Genomic DNA, 15,743 nt, shown 5'->3' with positions numbered 1-15,743 from the left:
AAAAGCGGTAGCGGATTATTTGCTATCGCTTTTTTATTTTATAATACTTCAGTGACTAATCTAATCTGTTTATCTTTGGGGTTTTAATTCAGGAATTATGAGTCAGGAAGTAAGCAAAAGATACGCCCAGCGTGGAGTTTCAGCCGGAAAAGAAGATGTGCACAATGCCATTAAAAATGTAGATAAAGGGTTATTTCCTAAAGCATTTTGTAAAATCGTGCCCGATTATCTTACCGGGAGCAACGAGCATTGCTTAATTATGCACGCCGATGGCGCCGGAACTAAATCTTCCCTTGCTTATATGTATTGGAAAGAAACCGGAGATTTTTCGGTTTGGAAAGGAATTGCCCAGGATGCTTTGATTATGAATATAGACGACCTGCTTTGTGTGGGCGCTATAGATAATATTATGCTTTCTTCAACCATTGGTCGCAACAAAAATAAAATCCCCGGGGAGGTGATTTCAGCTATAATAAATGGTACTGAAGAGTTGATTGCTGAATTAAAAGAATTTGGTGTTGAAATTCATTCTACCGGTGGTGAAACTGCCGATGTTGGTGACTTGGTGAGAACTATTATTGTAGATTCTACCGTAACCGCCAGGATGAATAAAGCTGAGGTAATTGATAATGCAAATATTAAACCCGGGAATGTAATTGTTGGTTTATCTTCTGCAGGGCAGGCTTCTTACGAAAAGGAATATAACGGCGGAATGGGTAGTAACGGACTTACCTCTGCGCGGCACGATGTTTTTTCTAAGATCTTAGCCGAAAAGTATCCCGAAAGTTTTGACAACGATATTCCTGAAGACTTGATCTATTCCGGTAATAAATCTTTAACCGATAAGGTTGAAAATTCACCATTAGATGCGGGGAAATTAGTGCTTTCGCCAACCCGAACTTACGCGCCAATTATTAAGAAGATACTTTCTAAATTAGGAAATAAAGAAATTAATGGGATGGTGCATTGCAGTGGGGGTGCACAAACCAAAATTCTTCATTTTATAGATAATTTGCATATTGTAAAAGACAATATGTTTGATGTGCCGCCGCTTTTCAAACTTATTCAGCAGGAAAGTAAAACCGATTGGAAAGAAATGTACCAGGTTTTTAATATGGGACATCGAATGGAGCTTTATGTAAATCCTGAGATTGCTGATGAGGTTATTGCGATTTCCAAATCTTTTAACGTAGACGCGCAAATTGTGGGTAGGGTGGAAGCTTCAGTAGAAAAGAAACTCACAATAAAAAGTGAGTTCGGGGAGTTTCAATATTAACTTCTGTTTGTAATTCTCACTATTCGAGCTTAAATTTCAAACAGACTTATGGCTTACTTTTTGTGACACGGAAATTATAATCCGTCTTTCTTTGAATTAAACTTATTTCGGGCGTTGGGGCTTAAAACCGGATTATTTAGTTGATTTTCAAATATTTTAAAAAAATATTTGTGCTTCTTAAACTTTAAAAATATATCCTTTTGGCGAAAACACGGAATCTCTATAGCTCTCAATTTATAATTATATCTACAGTATTCTGGGTTGTTATTAATCTACTCAGTATCTATTTTTTAGGTGAAGAAATTAGTAGATGGTTTAGAGTAGCAAGTTCCCTTTATTTTGTAATATGGAGTTTTTCCTCCGGAATTTTCAAGTCTAAAATGGACTATGTTTTAGTGTCCTATTTACTTTGCGACATCTCGTTAGTGTATTATGAAATTCAGGTTTTTAATTTTATAACATTTCTCGCCAGGTCGCTCATTTTCTCTTTATTAATTTTTATTGTCTTTCCTAAGATTCGTTCTGTAAAATTTAAGTTTTTTGAATTGATGCTGGGAATTGCCGTGGTGGCTATTAATATTTATTTATTATTTAAATTGCTAGCTATGGTTCCTGAAGCTTTTATTTACGATTATTTCTATCCCGTATATTTAGCGCTCACGCTATTGACCATATTATTAGTTGGTGTTGCATTTACATATAATAATATAGTGAGCAATAAAAGAAGTTTTTATTTTTTACTGGCTGCACTTTTTCTGGCCTTTTCTGATTTTAATTTTTTTATTGCAATCTACCTGGATGTACCGGTATTTTACTACCCAGATAGGTTTTTCCATATTCTCGCTTTAGGCTTGCTACTTCTCTTTTGGATAAAACCTATAGAAGATTCTAACAACAATAATTTGGAGCAAAGAGAGGTTTAAGCTCAAGTTTTACTTGAGTAGTTGTCTTAGATGAATTGAATTCAATACAGTGTTCCTGCTTTAAGATAATTGTAATCTTCTAACTCGCTAGTTTGGCTAATCAATTTGGTACTGCCATTTTTTAGCAGGTAAAGCTCGTCGCTGGTATCTAAAATATGCCGGTACATATGATCGGTAAGAATTATTGCTTTTTCTTTTTTTAATTCCTGAATTAAGTTTTTAATTTTTTCAATATAAAGTGGAGAAAGATGTGAAAAAGGCTCATCTAAAAGAATAAGTTTAGCTCTACTATTTAAGCAGATGTAAATTTCTATAACACGCCGTTGTCCTCCCGAAAGTTCACGCATTTTAGCTCTTTTGTAGGTTTTAAATTCAGGGAAAACCTGTAAAAATTCTGTAATATCTACCTTAAAAAGTTGAAAGCAGGTTTCAAGTTTCATTTTTGGCGGAATAAAATTTTCCTGTGGTAAGTATATTACGATTCCGTATTTAAAAAGTGGCTTTAGATAAGGTTTTTTATCAATCCTAATTAGTTTGTGCCGAGGTTGTAAACTTCCGAAGAAAATATTGAGCAAACTACTTTTTCCACAACCATTAGCTCCCAGTATGCCGGTTAGCTTTCCTGTTTCAGCTTTTAGGTAAACCCCGTTCAGGATTTGTTTTTCGGCAAAATAAAGCTCAACGTTATCAATTTCGAAGATCATAATATTAGAGAATAAATTTCAGCAGAAAGTATGATGAAAATAAAATCCAGGAGAAAGGCGAAGGAAAAAAGCTTTACTGTGCTTAGCGAAAGGTTTTGGTAAAAGTAAAGCTGATGTTTATAAGAAGTTTTATATAAATAGAATATCAGGGCACCAAGAAAGAGTTTGAATAGCACGATAAATACTACAGGATTTCCGAAAAGCAGGAAAAAGAAATTCAATAAAATAGACCCCAAAATAAATTGCCGGTAAAAATATAAGATCGCTCTGGTTTTGCTTATCATTTAGTCCTCTTGGAGGATTTCAATTTACAATTCTTTTTTCAATCTTATAAATCAATCAATTTATCGTAAATTTGTGTTCCTAAAAATCAGAGTGATTATATGATCGAGAAGCTTAATATAGTAAAGCAGCGTTTTGATGAGGTGAATGATTTAATTATTCAGCCCGATGTGATAGCAGATCAAAAGCGATATATAGAACTAAATAAAGAATATAAAGACCTTAGGGCTTTAATGGATGAGCGCGAGAAATATTTGGAGCTTACCAACAATATTGAAGAAGCTAAGGAAATTATTGCCGATGGCAGTGATGCGGAGATGACCGAAATGGCCAAAATGCAGTTGGAAGAGGCCGAAAAGGAAGTGCCGCAGCTGGAAGAGAAGATAAGAATGATGCTGGTTCCTAAAGATCCAGACGATGCCAAAAACGTAGTAATTGAAATTAGAGCCGGTACCGGTGGTGATGAGGCCAGTATTTTTGCCGGAGATCTTTATAGAATGTATACTAAATATGTTGAAAGCAAAGGTTGGAAGCATAATATTGTAGATTATAGTGAAGGTACAAGTGGCGGATTTAAAGAAATGATCTTTGAAGTTACCGGTGAAGATGTTTATGGAACAATGAAGTTTGAAGCCGGTGTACACCGCGTGCAACGTGTTCCGCAAACTGAAACCCAGGGTCGTGTGCATACTTCGGCCGCTACCGTAATGGTGTTACCTGAAGCTGAAGAATTTGATGTAGAGATAGATCCAAAAGAAGTAAGAATAGATTATTTCTGTTCTTCCGGTCCCGGTGGGCAATCAGTAAACACAACCTATTCTGCCGTGCGTTTAACTCACGAACCAACAGGTTTGGTGGCACAGTGCCAGGATCAAAAATCACAGCATAAGAACAAGGAGAAGGCTTTTAGAGTATTACGTTCCCGTTTATACGAGATGGAACTTGCTAAAAAACAGGAAGCCGATGCCGCCAAAAGAAACTCTATGGTTTCCAGTGGTGACCGTAGTGCGAAAATTAGAACCTATAATTATTCCCAAGGAAGAGTTACAGATCACCGTATAAATCTTACCCTTTATGATCTTTCAAATATCATAAATGGGGATATCCAGAAAATACTGGACGAATTGCGATTTGTAGAAAATACAGAGAAGCTTAAAGAAAATTCAGATATATTTTAAACTGTCACCTCCGCTAAGGCGGAGGTCTCTTTTTTTAAGTATGACAAATACTTTATTTTAAGAATTACTTTCCGCGAAAGCGGAATTTTCTTTTTATATTTTAAACCATATTAATTACAAAAAAACTAACCTATGTCCCCGCAAGAATTAACTGAACAGATCTTTAAAAAGAAATCGTTTTTATGTGTGGGACTAGATGTAGATATAGACAGGATCCCTACCTATTTATTATCTGAAGACGATCCTATTTTTGAATTCAATAAAGCGATTATAGACGCTACCCATAAATTTTGCGTTGCTTATAAGCCGAATATCGCTTTTTATGAAGCTAACGGTGTAGAAGGCTGGCAGGCTTTAGAAAAGACGATAAATTATCTTCACCACGAATATCCTGAAATCTATACTATCGCTGATGCTAAACGCGGTGATATAGGAAATACTTCCAGGATGTACGCCAAAACTTTTCTTCAGGATCTTGGATTTGATTCGGTAACTGTAGCGCCTTATATGGGGAAAGATTCAGTAGAGCCATTTCTGGAGTTTGAAAATAGGCAGGCAATTTTATTGGCCTTGACTTCTAATGAGGGCGCTTTCGATTTTCAAACGCAGCAAATTGACGGAGAAGAGCTTTACAAAAAGGTGTTGAAAACTTCTAAAACATGGAAGAATTCCGAGAGGTTAATGTATGTGGTGGGCGCTACTAAAGCTGAATACTTAAAAGAAATACGAGAAATAATTCCTGAAAACTTTATTTTGGTTCCAGGTGTTGGCGCGCAGGGCGGAAAACTGGAAGACGTATGTAAATACGGAATGACAAAAAATGTGGGATTACTGGTGAATTCTTCTCGAAAGATTATTTACGCTTCAGAATCTTCAAATTTTGCTGAAATTGCCGGAGCCAAAGCTGAAGTACTTCAGCAACAAATGGCAGAAGAGTTGAGTAAACTTTAAAATTCTAACATGGAAGTGATAGATCAATTACAAAGAAAGATTTCTCTTCCAAACATTCCCAGGCGAATTATCTCTTTAGTGCCCAGTCAAACCGAACTTCTTGTTGATCTGGGACTTGAAGAAAATATTTTGGGTATTACTAAATTCTGCGTTCATCCTAAACATCTTAGGAAGAACAAAACCATTGTTGGTGGCACAAAACAAGTAAAGCTGGAAAAAATAAAAGCACTGGATCCTGATATTATTCTCTGTAATAAAGAGGAGAACACTCAAGAGATGGTAGCGGAGCTTGAAGAAATTGCTCCCGTACACGTTTCAGATATTGTGAAAATTGAAGATGCTTTTGATTTGATGCATCAATACGGTGAAATCTTTCAAAAAAAAGCTTTGGTGGGGACAATGGTGAATTCTATTAGAGATAAGATTGGTGTTCTTCAGAAACAAATTCAGAATAAACCGATTAGAAAAGTAGCGTATTTTATTTGGAAAAAACCTTTAATGGTTGCTGGGAAAGACACTTTTATAGATGAACTTTTAAAACTGAATAAGTTTGAAAATATCTTCAGGGAAGCAAGATATCCAGAAACCACTCTTGAAGTATTAAAGGATAAAAATCCTGATTTAATCTTGCTTTCGTCTGAACCATTTCCTTTTAAGGAAAAGCATAAAGAATATTTTTCAACTTTAAATGTTGAAATTAAACTGGTAGATGGTGAGTATTTTAGTTGGTATGGATCGCGATTGGTAGAAGCAATAGACTATTTTAAAACGCTTCGCGATTAATAATCTATTTTATCGTACTTCATTCTTCTAAGCTCATCAAGAATTTTTTGTGCTCTCTCATTCAATCGGTCACTTTCCTCTTTATCGGTAAGAGCCAATTTATAAGATTTGTGCATAAGATGGGTGTACTTATCACAAAGGCATTCTTCTGTAGATTTTGTCTCAAAGATTTTGAACATAAAACTGTTTTCTTCTTTGTACAAATATAAGGCGCACAACCGCAAAGGATTGCTAAGTCTGAGTTAATCTTAGTGTAAAATAATTTAGCTGATTCGATAATATGTTAAAAAAATTAGACAAATGAATTCTCAAGAAGATTTCACTAATTTTTTAGCATACATCATTCATCCTAATATTGACTGTCCTGTAAGGCGAAAACTCGTTGTAAAAGATTAGTAGTTCTTGCTGAAACTTTTTCCCTTATCTCTTTTTCTTCAACCGCGATCATGGTGTAAACTCCTTCAAGTGCCTGGTTGGTAACATAATCTGCAAGGTCTGGATTTACATTGCTGGTAAGAGGCAGGCTATTGTATCGATTAATAATATTGCTCCAAACTTGCGTGGCACGAACTTTTTCGAGTGAATTGGTCACTACAGGATTAAATTTGCTGTAAAGTGGTTCTTCGGTTTTAGCGGTAAGATATAAAGTGGCGGCATTATCCTGGCCTAATAAAATATTTCTGGCATCATTAAAGGTGATCTCTTGTACGGCATTTACAAAAATTGGCGTAGCTTCTTTAACTGCTTCTTCCGCAGCTCTGTTCAATACTTTTAAGCCTTCATCGGCTAAAGCATCTAAACCAACATCTCGTAGGGTTTTATCTACTTTTTGTAATTCTGGAGGCAAGGTTATCCTAACCAACTCATTGCTGTAGAACCCATTCTCTTCGGTAAGTTTAGTTACCTGCTTTTCAATCCCCATATCTAACGCCTGGCGTAAACCTGAAGCTATTTCGGTATTGCTAACGCCAACTTGCGGATATTGACTGGCGATTTCCTGAAGTTCAGCACAGGATGTAAATAAGAAAATACTAAGGACAAGACATAATTTTTTCATAACGTAGCTTTTTTACAAATGTATCATTTTTGTTTTAAGCTGATTTGACCGCGAAAATACTTGTTAGATGAAGACTATAGTTTTGTTGTTAAAAACCAAAGTTTTTCTCTCGATGTGATATTTGATTCCCTTCGCTAAAACAATTTTTTCTAAATCCCTACCTTTTAAAATAAGGTCTTTAATTGAATGACTGTGAGAAATACGAGTAATATCCTGTTCAATTATAGGGCCGGCGTCAAGTTCTTCAGTAACATAGTGACTGGTCGCTCCAATTATTTTTACACCTCGTTTATAGGCTAGATGATATGGTTTCGCTCCTGCAAAGGCAGGTAAAAATGAGTGATGAATATTTATAATTCGATTGGGGAAGGCAGCTATTAAAGATTTTGGAATTATTTGCATATACCTGGCCAGGACAATAAAATCTACTTTTTCTTTTTGCAGTAAAGCAAGCTGGCTCTCAGCAGCTTTTTCTCTGTTCCTGGCTGTTACCGGAATATGATAAAAAGGAATTCCAAAACTTTGAGCTACGTGTTCAAGATCTATATGGTTACTAATAATTAAAGGAATATCTACCTCTAGCTCGTTAGATTTGTACCTGCTTAAAATATCATAAAGGCAATGATCATATTTAGAAACAAAAACGGCCATACGTGGTTTTGCACTGGCTGAATACATTTGCCAGGACATTTTGTATTGTTTAGCCACCGTTTCCCTAAATTCATCTTTAGTAATTTTTATACTGGTTTGCGAATTGAACTCACATTCCAACCGCATAAAAAAAACGGTATTCTCTACATCTACGTATTGGTCTATATAAATAATATTACCCTGCCTTTTGTAAAAGAATGAAGTAACGTGGGCAATAATTCCTGAAGTATCGGGACAATGAATAAGGAGTGTAATTTTTGACATAATACAGCTTTAGGAGTCTAAAATTAAGCATTTCGGGAAGATACAAAATAGCAGAATTCAGAATTATAATAATAGCACAGTAGGAGCTTTAGAATTACAATTTTCGTAAATTGCAGGTTCAAATTTCAGAAATAATTAGCAATGGAACAACAAAAGCCATATTCGCCTAAAAATAAAATAAGAATTGTTACCGCAGCTTCGCTTTTTGATGGGCACGATGCAGCAATTAATATAATGCGCCGCATTATTCAGTCTACAGGAGTTGAGGTAATTCATCTTGGTCACGACCGCAGTGTAGACGAGGTGGTGAATTGCGCTATACAGGAAGATGCGCAGGCTATCGCGATGACTTCCTATCAGGGAGGTCACACCGAGTATTTTAAATATATGCACGATCTGCTTCAGGAGAAAAACGCCGGTCATATCGCTATTTTTGGCGGTGGTGGTGGAGTAATTCTTCCTGAAGAAATCAAAGAATTGATGGACTACGGAATAACCAGAATTTACTCGCCAGACGATGGTCGTGAAATGGGGCTCCAGGGAATGATCAATGATATGGTGAAGCGGGTAGATACTGAAACTCGCGATTTGGTTGAAGAAAAATCTGTTGCTGAAGATTTAAAAAATAAGAATGTAAATACCATTTCAAGGCTAATTTCCCTTGCAGAAAATAAACACGATTCTTTTCTGAAGCATTTTGAACCTTTAAGAGAAGACACAGACAAAAGTGAAATTCCAGTTCTTGGAATTACGGGAACCGGTGGTTCAGGAAAATCCAGTTTGGTAGACGAATTAGTACGCCGGTTTTTAGGCGATTTTCCTGAGAAAAACATCGGGATTATTTCGGTAGATCCCTCTAAAAGAAAGACCGGCGGCGCTTTGTTGGGCGATAGAATTAGGATGAATGCCATAAACAACAAACACGTTTATATGCGTTCCCTGGCTACTCGCCAATCCAACCTGGCACTTTCTAAACACGTGGCTGAGGCTGTTGAAGTTTTAAAAGCTGCTGAATTCGACTTAATTATTCTGGAAACTTCCGGAATTGGACAGAGCGACACCGAAATTATGGATCACTCTGATGTTGCGCTATACGTGATGACGCCGGAATTTGGTGCGGCCACCCAGTTAGAGAAAATCGATATGCTTGATTTTGCCGATTTAGTAGCGATCAATAAATTCGATAAACGTGGGGCACAGGATGCTTTGCGTGATGTAAAAAAGCAGTATCAGCGAAATCACCAGTTATGGCATAAAGATGCTGAAAAATTACCTGTTTTTGGTACCATCGCATCTCAGTTTAACGATCCGGGAATGAACACCCTGTATCGTCAAATTATGGATAAGATTGCTGAAAAAACCAAAGCCGATCTTAATTCTACCTTTGAGATTTCAGCAGAAATGAGTGAAAAGATTTTCGTGATTCCACCAAAACGTACTCGTTATCTTTCAGAAATTGCTGAAAATAACAGAAGCTACGATGAGAAAGCTTTAAACCAGGCTGAGGTAGCTCAAAAGCTTTACGGCGTTTTTAAAACCATCGAGTCGGTTTCTGGTTTGGAAATGACAAACAATCAATCTAAATATTTAGAAAAACACGGAATTAATCAAGAGGAGATAAATGAGTATGCTGAAGATTCCCAAAAAGATTTTCTAAAACTACTTTTCGCAGAGTTTGATCGTGTAAAAATGGATTTAGATCCTTATAACTGGGAAGTGATACAGAGCTGGCAGGAGAAGGTGAATAAATATGTAGAACCTGTTTATTCCTTTAAGGTTCGTGATAAAGAGATAAAAATAGATACACATACCGAGTCGCTTTCACATACACAAATTCCAAAAGTTTCGCTTCCAAAATATAAAGCCTGGGGCGATATATTAAAATGGTGCCTTCAGGAAAATGTTCCGGGAGAATTTCCATATACCGCAGGTCTTTATCCGTTTAAAAGACAGGGCGAAGATCCAACAAGAATGTTTGCCGGTGAAGGTGGGCCAGAGCGTACCAACCGCCGATTTCATTATGTGAGTATGGGCTTACCCGCAAAAAGACTTTCTACCGCTTTCGATTCGGTAACGCTTTACGGAAATGATCCAGATGAACGTCCCGACATTTATGGAAAAATCGGAAATTCCGGGGTTTCTATTTGCTGTTTAGATGATGCTAAAAAGCTCTATTCCGGTTTTGATCTGGCAGACGCTATGACCTCGGTAAGTATGACGATAAATGGCCCGGCGCCTATGTTGCTTGGTTTCTTTATGAATGCCGCTATAGATCAGCAATGTGAGAAATACATTAAAGATAACGGACTTGAAGATAAAGTTGAAGCAAAATATAAAGAACTTTATGATGACCGAGATCTAGACCGTCCCGTTTATCGCGGTGAACTACCCGAAGGAAACAACGGACTTGGTTTGATGCTTTTAGGACTTACCGGAGACCAGGTTCTTCCGGCAGAGGTTTACGAAGACATCAAAGAAAAAACTATTAGCGTGGTTCGCGGAACCGTTCAGGCTGATATTTTAAAAGAAGACCAGGCGCAAAACACCTGTATTTTTTCTACCGAATTCGCTTTGCGTTTAATGGGAGATGTTCAGGAACATTTTATAAAAGAAAAAGTACGGAATTTTTATTCGGTTTCAATTTCCGGCTATCATATTGCTGAAGCAGGAGCAAACCCAATTACACAGTTAGCATTTACTTTGGCTAATGGTTTCACTTACGTGGAATATTATTTAAGCCGGGGAATGGATATTAATAAATTTGGTCCAAACCTTTCGTTCTTCTTTTCTAACGGAATTGATCCGGAATATGCAGTAATAGGAAGAGTGGCACGAAAAATTTGGTCTAAAGCACTGAAACATAAATATGGCGCAAATCCAAGGGCGCAAATGCTGAAATACCATATTCAAACTTCAGGTAGGTCGCTACACGCCCAGGAAATCGACTTTAACGATATTAGAACTACGCTTCAGGCACTTTACGCGATTTATGACAACTGTAATTCATTACATACCAATGCGTATGATGAAGCGATCACCACGCCAACCGAAGCTTCGGTAAGAAGAGCGATGGCTATTCAGTTAATTATCAATAAAGAACTGGGACTTGCGAAAAACGAGAATCCAATTCAGGGATCTTTCATTATCGAAGAACTAACCGATCTTGTAGAGGAAGCCGTTTTAACCGAATTCGATAGAATTACAGAAAGAGGTGGAGTTCTTGGTGCAATGGAAACAATGTATCAACGTGGAAAAATCCAGGAGGAAAGTCTGCATTATGAAACTCTAAAGCATAATGGGGATTATCCAATTATTGGGGTAAATACGTTCTTAAGTTCTACCGGTTCGCCAACGGTAACTCCGGGCGAAGTGATTAGAGCTACAGAAGAAGAGAAGCAGCACCAGCTTAAAACTTTGAGTACGCTTCACAAAGCCAAAGAAGATTCAGCTGAAGCAGCTTTAGAGAAAATTAAAGAGGCCTCAATTAAAAATGAGAATATTTTTAAAGAATTAATGGAAGCCACCAAAGTTTGTTCCCTTGGACAAATAACCCAGGCTATGTTTGAGGTTGGCGGACAGTATAGAAGAAATATGTAAGCAGAGAGCCGCATTCTCAAAGCTTTTTGCTTTGAGAATGCGTGCGAATCGCTTATCCCCGATAAGCGGAGCGAAATCGGGATCTCTACTAGTAAAGTGTTGTTGAATTTGTTTCGCTTTGAGAAGGCGTGCGAATCGCTTATCCGATAAGCGGAGCGAAATCGGGATCTTTAAAAGGAAATGTCGTTAAAGCAGTTTATTGAAAAAAAATGAAGCGATGAGCCTTGCGAATCACCGCTCTAATATTATAGAGTTACTGATAAATTATCCCAATAGGCGAAAGCCTCATTGGGGTTTTTTATTTATGAATTTTTTTATCTCCGGGTTTCAATAATATTATTGGATGAACGGTCCTGGTCATTCCTTCAACTCTGAAAAAGTGATATTTTAATTATCAGATTTTAAGCTGCCTAAAACTTTTATCCTTTTTATTGGGTGGGGCTAAAATTTCAGATTAGTTTTGCAGCTTCTAAAATTTAACCTGTAACTTCGTAAGTACCAAAATTATAAATCTATGGAAAATATCTGGTTATATGCCATAGGTGCGTTTACCGCATTTTTCGCGATTAATAATCCGGTGGGGAATATTCCGATCTTCCTTAGCTTAACCAAGCAGGCCGATGGAAAAAGAAAGCGTTTTATTTCTAAAAAAGCGACTTTCACGGCTTTTGTGATTGTTACAGGATTTGTGTTATTGGGTAAATATATCTTCCAACTTTTTGGATTAACTATTCCTGCCTTTAAAATAACGGGTGGGATTTTGGTGTTTTTTGTGGGCTTTGAAATGATAAGAGCACAACAATCCAGTATTGATAACCAGACAGAAGTGGATTTTAATGAAGGCATTTCCATTTCTCCGCTGGCAATTCCAATTTTAGCCGGTCCGGGAACCATCGTGACAGCAGTAAACTATACTACCACGGCCAGCTATATGGATATGGGAATTATAGTTGCGATGTTTGCTTTAATAATGTTTTTAAATCATCTCGCTTTTATTTCGAGTGAATATTTAGTGCGATTTATAGGTCAGAATAAGATTATTGTAATAGAGAAGATAATGGGATTAATTATCGCAATTATTGGAACCAATATGCTTATTGAAGGTGTGAAGCTCGCTTTCTTTGAATAGATAGCTAAGCTTAAATTAAGCTTTTCTAAGTTGCTGAATCCAATCTGCGATCATTTTATCAAAAAGATGAATTTCTTTCTTTAGCAGCTCTAAAAACTCACTCTCTCTTACTCCAGAGAACTCCAGATTTCTACAAAGCGTTTTTAAACTTTTACTTGCCTTTCTAATTTTTCGAATTCGTTCTAATCGCGAGCCGTAGTTTTTTGCAGAGACTACAGAAGCAACACCCGGGGCAAGTTGAAGAGATTCATTTACAAGGTCTCCCGCATATCTGTCTTTTGGACAGGCTGAAAAGCCCATTTCCAGCACGTGTTTATCTTGTGTAAAATGTACAGCCATAGCCCTGGAAAGTTTAAAAATTTCCAAAGCTTTCCGGTAAACCGGTGTATGATAAGATTTATAAGAAAAAGCCTGTGACATTAGTAATAAATTTCAGCATAAAATTAAAGAGAAAATAAATAGCTTAACTTCGGGTTTTAAGCTTGAAAATATATTTTACCTTTGATTAAAAGGTATTATTCATATAAAACTTTAATATGCAAATTGATGAACTTAACTGGGCTATTTTAACTCGCTTGCAAGAAAACGCCAGGTACTCTTTTGCGGAAATTGGCAGGGAGATAGGATTAAGCTCACCGGCTGTGGCAGAAAGGGTGAAGAAAATGGAAGATGCCGGAATTATAAAAGGCTATAAAACTCAAATCTCTTATCATCAAACCGGCCATCAATTAAAAGCTATAATAACTCTTCGGGCTTTTATGGGAAGATTAAAACCCTTTCTTGAAAAGGTAAAGGAATTTAAAGAGGTTAGTAATTGCTATCGTATTACGGGAAATGAAAATATTATTATGGAAGTCGTTTTAAGAGACCAAGCTCATCTAGAAGAATTTATAGACAAACTTATCACTTATGGCGAAACCAAAACCCATATTGTACTGTCTCAGGTGGTAGAATTTGCACCAATAAATAAAAATGCCACAAAATTATCTTAAATTCTTATGTATAGCTATTTCCGGCGATTTCTAAATAGATGATTTTTGTGCTGTTTTTTTTAAATTCAGTTAAAATACCTTCTTTTTTGAGGCTATTTTAACTAATTTCTTAAAGCTATATTTGGTTTAGTTAAATAATAGCAAATTGTAATTTTATTAATAGCATGACGACTATACTGTACCTATTTTTACAAAAAAGAAATTGCATTATGAGAAAGTATAGTACATTATTCCTAATCGTTGCGGCTTTAACCGGTGCGATAGGATTTTCCGGATTAAATTTTGCCGGTATTGAAGTAGTGAGGGTGTTGTTTTTAATCTTTGCAGATTTACTTGTAGTCTCGTTAGTTGCCCGTCTTTTCTTTAGAGATGACAATCTTAGACTACAACGCGTTAAAAAATAAAATCTACCGCCTATATGTTTATGAAGCCTTCCTCTTTGATGAAGGCTTTTTTTATGCACGATCTTTGATATCTATGCTTATATTTATAGTAATAACGTGATGTTATGATGAAAAAGATACCTTTTTTAATTTTACTCTTAAGTTTTATACCTCAATTAGGAAATACCCAGGAAATTGAAATTCCTTTAGGTAGAATTGTAGATTCAATTCCAACTAAAGATTCTATTGCAAGTAGTTTTGCTTTATATCTCCCGCAAGATTTTGATGAAAAAAAAGAATGGCCGGTAATTTTTGTATTTGACCCTCAAGGTAGAGGAAGGGCGGCTACTCAACTATTCAGAACGGTGGCAGAAGAGCAATCTTATGTTATCGCCGCCTCCAATTTAAACTTAGAGAAAGATTCTTTAAAAAATAACCTTACTAAAATAGGACCTTTTATTAACCAGGTAGATGGAATGTTGGCTATTGATAGGGAACAGGTTTATTTAGCTGGTCTTTCTGAAGGTGGTCGACTGGCTACAGCACTGCCATTTATATACAATAATATATCTGGAGTGTTAGCTGTGGAAAATGCCTGGTTAAATACTGATTATTTGAACTCTGGCAATAAGTTTATGTTTAGTGCAATAGCCTGCGAAAGCAGGAGTACAATGGGGATTCTAAAGGAAATAGAAAATTATTTCGATAAAGAGGATTACCCTACAGAGATGAATTTCTATACTTGTGAAGATGGAGTGGAATGGCCTGCTGCCGATGTAATTCAAAATGCAGTTGCAGGTTTTACCTTGAATGCGATAAAGGAGGGGAAAAGGCCTAAAAATCTAGATTTAATAAAGCAACTTTATAATGCTGAAGTGGAATATGCCCAGGTTTTGAGACGCACGCGTAATTATTACCAGGCATTTGAAAAACTGAAACAGATTGAAGATAAGTATGATGATTTTGGACTGGAAATAGATTTGAGAGACCAGATAAAGAATATTAGACGAAATAAAGCATTCAGGCAGCAAAGACGAGATTATCGCAATGCTATCGCTTCGGAAAATGCCAAACGAGAGGATTATATTTATTATATGGATGGCGATGTTATGACTTCTAATTTTGAAAATGTTGGTTGGTGGGCCGCCCAGGTGCAGGAATTAAAGGAAAATGAAGAAAAATTTAGTGGACCAAAGCAAAATAAAGCAATCCGGCTTCTTGGCTTTTTAGATGCTCTTAGTAAGAGTTACTACGATACTTATGTGAATTCCAAGGCTAATGCCAGATCAAAAGTATTTGTGAGTATTCTCCGTACCATTTTCGATAAGGATGATCCTGAAGCATATCTTAACATCATTAAAATTGCTGGCCACGATGGCGATCACGAGACAGCGCTCCTGTATCTTGAAGATTTGCTTAAAACCGGCTTTGATAATATGGACGCATTATACGATATTGAAGGAATTTTAGATTTAAAATTAAGTAAAGCTTATAATGAGAAAATCAGGGAATATCTTGGGGAAGCCAAATATTATAACGCTGATAGTTAGTCTGAAATTATTTTTTCTGGTTT

Annotated in this window: 15 protein-coding genes; 10 read left to right on the top strand and 5 right to left on the bottom strand. The window is 36.4% G+C overall.

What is annotated here, in order from left to right; genetic code table 11:
* Positions 1 to 97: 97 nt before the first annotated feature.
* Together APB85_RS01100 and APB85_RS01095 are read left to right on the top strand one after the other, a co-directional pair.
* The gene (locus APB85_RS01100) at positions 98 to 1,276 is read left to right on the top strand and encodes an AIR synthase related protein (RefSeq protein ID WP_057480314.1); all 1,179 of its coding nucleotides are present in this window, start codon (positions 98 to 100) and stop codon (positions 1,274 to 1,276) included.
* A 395-nt stretch (positions 1,277 to 1,671) separates the two neighbouring features.
* Positions 1,672 to 2,199, top strand: a complete 528-nt coding sequence (locus tag APB85_RS01095) for a hypothetical protein (protein WP_169929144.1) — start codon at positions 1,672 to 1,674, stop codon at positions 2,197 to 2,199.
* A gap of 41 nt (positions 2,200 to 2,240) precedes the next feature.
* On the opposite strand, the gene APB85_RS01090 is transcribed toward APB85_RS01095, so the two are convergent.
* Positions 2,241 to 2,903: an ATP-binding cassette domain-containing protein gene (locus tag APB85_RS01090; protein WP_057480312.1), complete on the bottom strand. Its 663-nt coding sequence runs from the start codon at positions 2,901 to 2,903 to the stop codon at positions 2,241 to 2,243.
* 383 nt (positions 2,904 to 3,286) lie between these two features.
* Between APB85_RS01090 and prfA the strand changes: the two genes are divergently transcribed.
* The 3 genes from prfA (at position 3,287) to APB85_RS01070 (ending at position 6,097) form a co-directional block, all read left to right on the top strand.
* Positions 3,287 to 4,363, top strand: a complete 1,077-nt coding sequence (prfA, locus tag APB85_RS01080) for a peptide chain release factor 1 (protein ID WP_057480310.1) — start codon at positions 3,287 to 3,289, stop codon at positions 4,361 to 4,363.
* A 132-nt stretch (positions 4,364 to 4,495) separates the two neighbouring features.
* Positions 4,496 to 5,314: an orotidine-5'-phosphate decarboxylase gene (gene pyrF, locus APB85_RS01075; protein WP_057480309.1), complete on the top strand. Its 819-nt coding sequence runs from the start codon at positions 4,496 to 4,498 to the stop codon at positions 5,312 to 5,314.
* Positions 5,315 to 5,323: 9 nt separating this feature from the next.
* Positions 5,324 to 6,097 (top strand): ABC transporter substrate-binding protein, encoded by a 774-nt coding sequence (locus APB85_RS01070; protein WP_057480308.1) that lies wholly within the window; start codon positions 5,324 to 5,326, stop codon positions 6,095 to 6,097.
* Here the strand turns inward: APB85_RS01070 and APB85_RS01065 are convergent.
* The 3 genes from APB85_RS01065 to purU form a co-directional block, all read right to left on the bottom strand.
* Positions 6,094 to 6,276 (bottom strand): Lacal_2735 family protein, encoded by a 183-nt coding sequence (locus APB85_RS01065; RefSeq protein WP_057480647.1) that lies wholly within the window; start codon positions 6,274 to 6,276, stop codon positions 6,094 to 6,096. The genes APB85_RS01070 and APB85_RS01065 overlap by 4 nt on opposite strands.
* 170 nt (positions 6,277 to 6,446) lie before the next feature.
* Positions 6,447 to 7,154: a DUF4197 domain-containing protein gene (locus APB85_RS01060; protein WP_057480307.1), complete on the bottom strand. Its 708-nt coding sequence runs from the start codon at positions 7,152 to 7,154 to the stop codon at positions 6,447 to 6,449.
* 63 nt (positions 7,155 to 7,217) lie between these two features.
* Positions 7,218 to 8,069 carry a formyltetrahydrofolate deformylase gene (gene purU / locus APB85_RS01055; RefSeq protein ID WP_057480306.1) on the bottom strand — a complete coding sequence of 284 codons (852 nt, stop codon included), beginning with the start codon at positions 8,067 to 8,069 and terminating at the stop codon, positions 7,218 to 7,220.
* 141 nt (positions 8,070 to 8,210) lie between these two features.
* Here purU and APB85_RS01050 point away from each other — a divergent pair, with 141 nt between their 5' ends.
* Entirely contained in the window at positions 8,211 to 11,666 is a 3,456-nt protein-coding gene (locus APB85_RS01050; protein WP_057480305.1) for a methylmalonyl-CoA mutase family protein, read from the top strand.
* Positions 11,667 to 12,180: 514 nt separating this feature from the next.
* Positions 12,181 to 12,795: a MarC family protein gene (locus tag APB85_RS01045; RefSeq protein WP_057480304.1), complete on the top strand. Its 615-nt coding sequence runs from the start codon at positions 12,181 to 12,183 to the stop codon at positions 12,793 to 12,795.
* Positions 12,796 to 12,810: 15 nt separating this feature from the next.
* On the opposite strand, the gene APB85_RS01040 is transcribed toward APB85_RS01045, so the two are convergent.
* Positions 12,811 to 13,215, bottom strand: a complete 405-nt coding sequence (locus tag APB85_RS01040) for a hypothetical protein (protein ID WP_057480303.1) — start codon at positions 13,213 to 13,215, stop codon at positions 12,811 to 12,813.
* Positions 13,216 to 13,331: 116 nt separating this feature from the next.
* Here APB85_RS01040 and APB85_RS01035 point away from each other — a divergent pair, with 116 nt between their 5' ends.
* The 3 genes from APB85_RS01035 to APB85_RS01025 all read left to right on the top strand — a co-directional run bounded on the left by APB85_RS01035 (position 13,332) and on the right by APB85_RS01025 (position 15,720).
* Positions 13,332 to 13,787: an Lrp/AsnC family transcriptional regulator gene (locus APB85_RS01035; RefSeq protein WP_057480302.1), complete on the top strand. Its 456-nt coding sequence runs from the start codon at positions 13,332 to 13,334 to the stop codon at positions 13,785 to 13,787.
* A 209-nt stretch (positions 13,788 to 13,996) separates the two neighbouring features.
* Positions 13,997 to 14,191 (top strand): DUF1328 domain-containing protein, encoded by a 195-nt coding sequence (locus tag APB85_RS01030; protein ID WP_057480301.1) that lies wholly within the window; start codon positions 13,997 to 13,999, stop codon positions 14,189 to 14,191.
* Positions 14,192 to 14,295: 104 nt separating this feature from the next.
* Entirely contained in the window at positions 14,296 to 15,720 is a 1,425-nt protein-coding gene (locus APB85_RS01025; RefSeq protein ID WP_057480300.1) for a hypothetical protein, read from the top strand.
* The last annotated feature ends 23 nt before the right edge of the window (positions 15,721 to 15,743 follow it).

This window comes from Salegentibacter mishustinae, from assembly GCF_002900095.1.
GTDB classification, from domain to species: Bacteria; Bacteroidota; Bacteroidia; order Flavobacteriales; family Flavobacteriaceae; genus Salegentibacter; species Salegentibacter mishustinae.
The sequence above is the reverse complement of the archived record's forward strand: the minus strand, read 5'-3'. Positions and strand labels throughout refer to the sequence as shown.

What these genes read in the sequence shown, in the direction of transcription:
- APB85_RS01100 (WP_057480314.1), top strand. Translation starts at nt 98, where the DNA reads ATGAGTCAGGAAGTAAGCAAAAGATACGCCCAGCGTGGAGTTTCAGCC.
- APB85_RS01090 (WP_057480312.1), bottom strand. Translation starts at nt 2,903, where the DNA reads ATGATCTTCGAAATTGATAACGTTGAGCTTTATTTTGCCGAAAAACAA.
- prfA (WP_057480310.1), top strand. Translation starts at nt 3,287, where the DNA reads ATGATCGAGAAGCTTAATATAGTAAAGCAGCGTTTTGATGAGGTGAAT.
- pyrF (WP_057480309.1), top strand. Translation starts at nt 4,496, where the DNA reads ATGTCCCCGCAAGAATTAACTGAACAGATCTTTAAAAAGAAATCGTTT.
- APB85_RS01070 (WP_057480308.1), top strand. Translation starts at nt 5,324, where the DNA reads ATGGAAGTGATAGATCAATTACAAAGAAAGATTTCTCTTCCAAACATT.
- APB85_RS01065 (WP_057480647.1), bottom strand. Translation starts at nt 6,276, where the DNA reads ATGTTCAAAATCTTTGAGACAAAATCTACAGAAGAATGCCTTTGTGAT.
- APB85_RS01060 (WP_057480307.1), bottom strand. Translation starts at nt 7,154, where the DNA reads ATGAAAAAATTATGTCTTGTCCTTAGTATTTTCTTATTTACATCCTGT.
- purU (WP_057480306.1), bottom strand. Translation starts at nt 8,069, where the DNA reads ATGTCAAAAATTACACTCCTTATTCATTGTCCCGATACTTCAGGAATT.
- APB85_RS01050 (WP_057480305.1), top strand. Translation starts at nt 8,211, where the DNA reads ATGGAACAACAAAAGCCATATTCGCCTAAAAATAAAATAAGAATTGTT.
- APB85_RS01045 (WP_057480304.1), top strand. Translation starts at nt 12,181, where the DNA reads ATGGAAAATATCTGGTTATATGCCATAGGTGCGTTTACCGCATTTTTC.
- APB85_RS01040 (WP_057480303.1), bottom strand. Translation starts at nt 13,215, where the DNA reads ATGTCACAGGCTTTTTCTTATAAATCTTATCATACACCGGTTTACCGG.
- APB85_RS01035 (WP_057480302.1), top strand. Translation starts at nt 13,332, where the DNA reads ATGCAAATTGATGAACTTAACTGGGCTATTTTAACTCGCTTGCAAGAA.
- APB85_RS01030 (WP_057480301.1), top strand. Translation starts at nt 13,997, where the DNA reads ATGAGAAAGTATAGTACATTATTCCTAATCGTTGCGGCTTTAACCGGT.
- APB85_RS01025 (WP_057480300.1), top strand. Translation starts at nt 14,296, where the DNA reads ATGATGAAAAAGATACCTTTTTTAATTTTACTCTTAAGTTTTATACCT.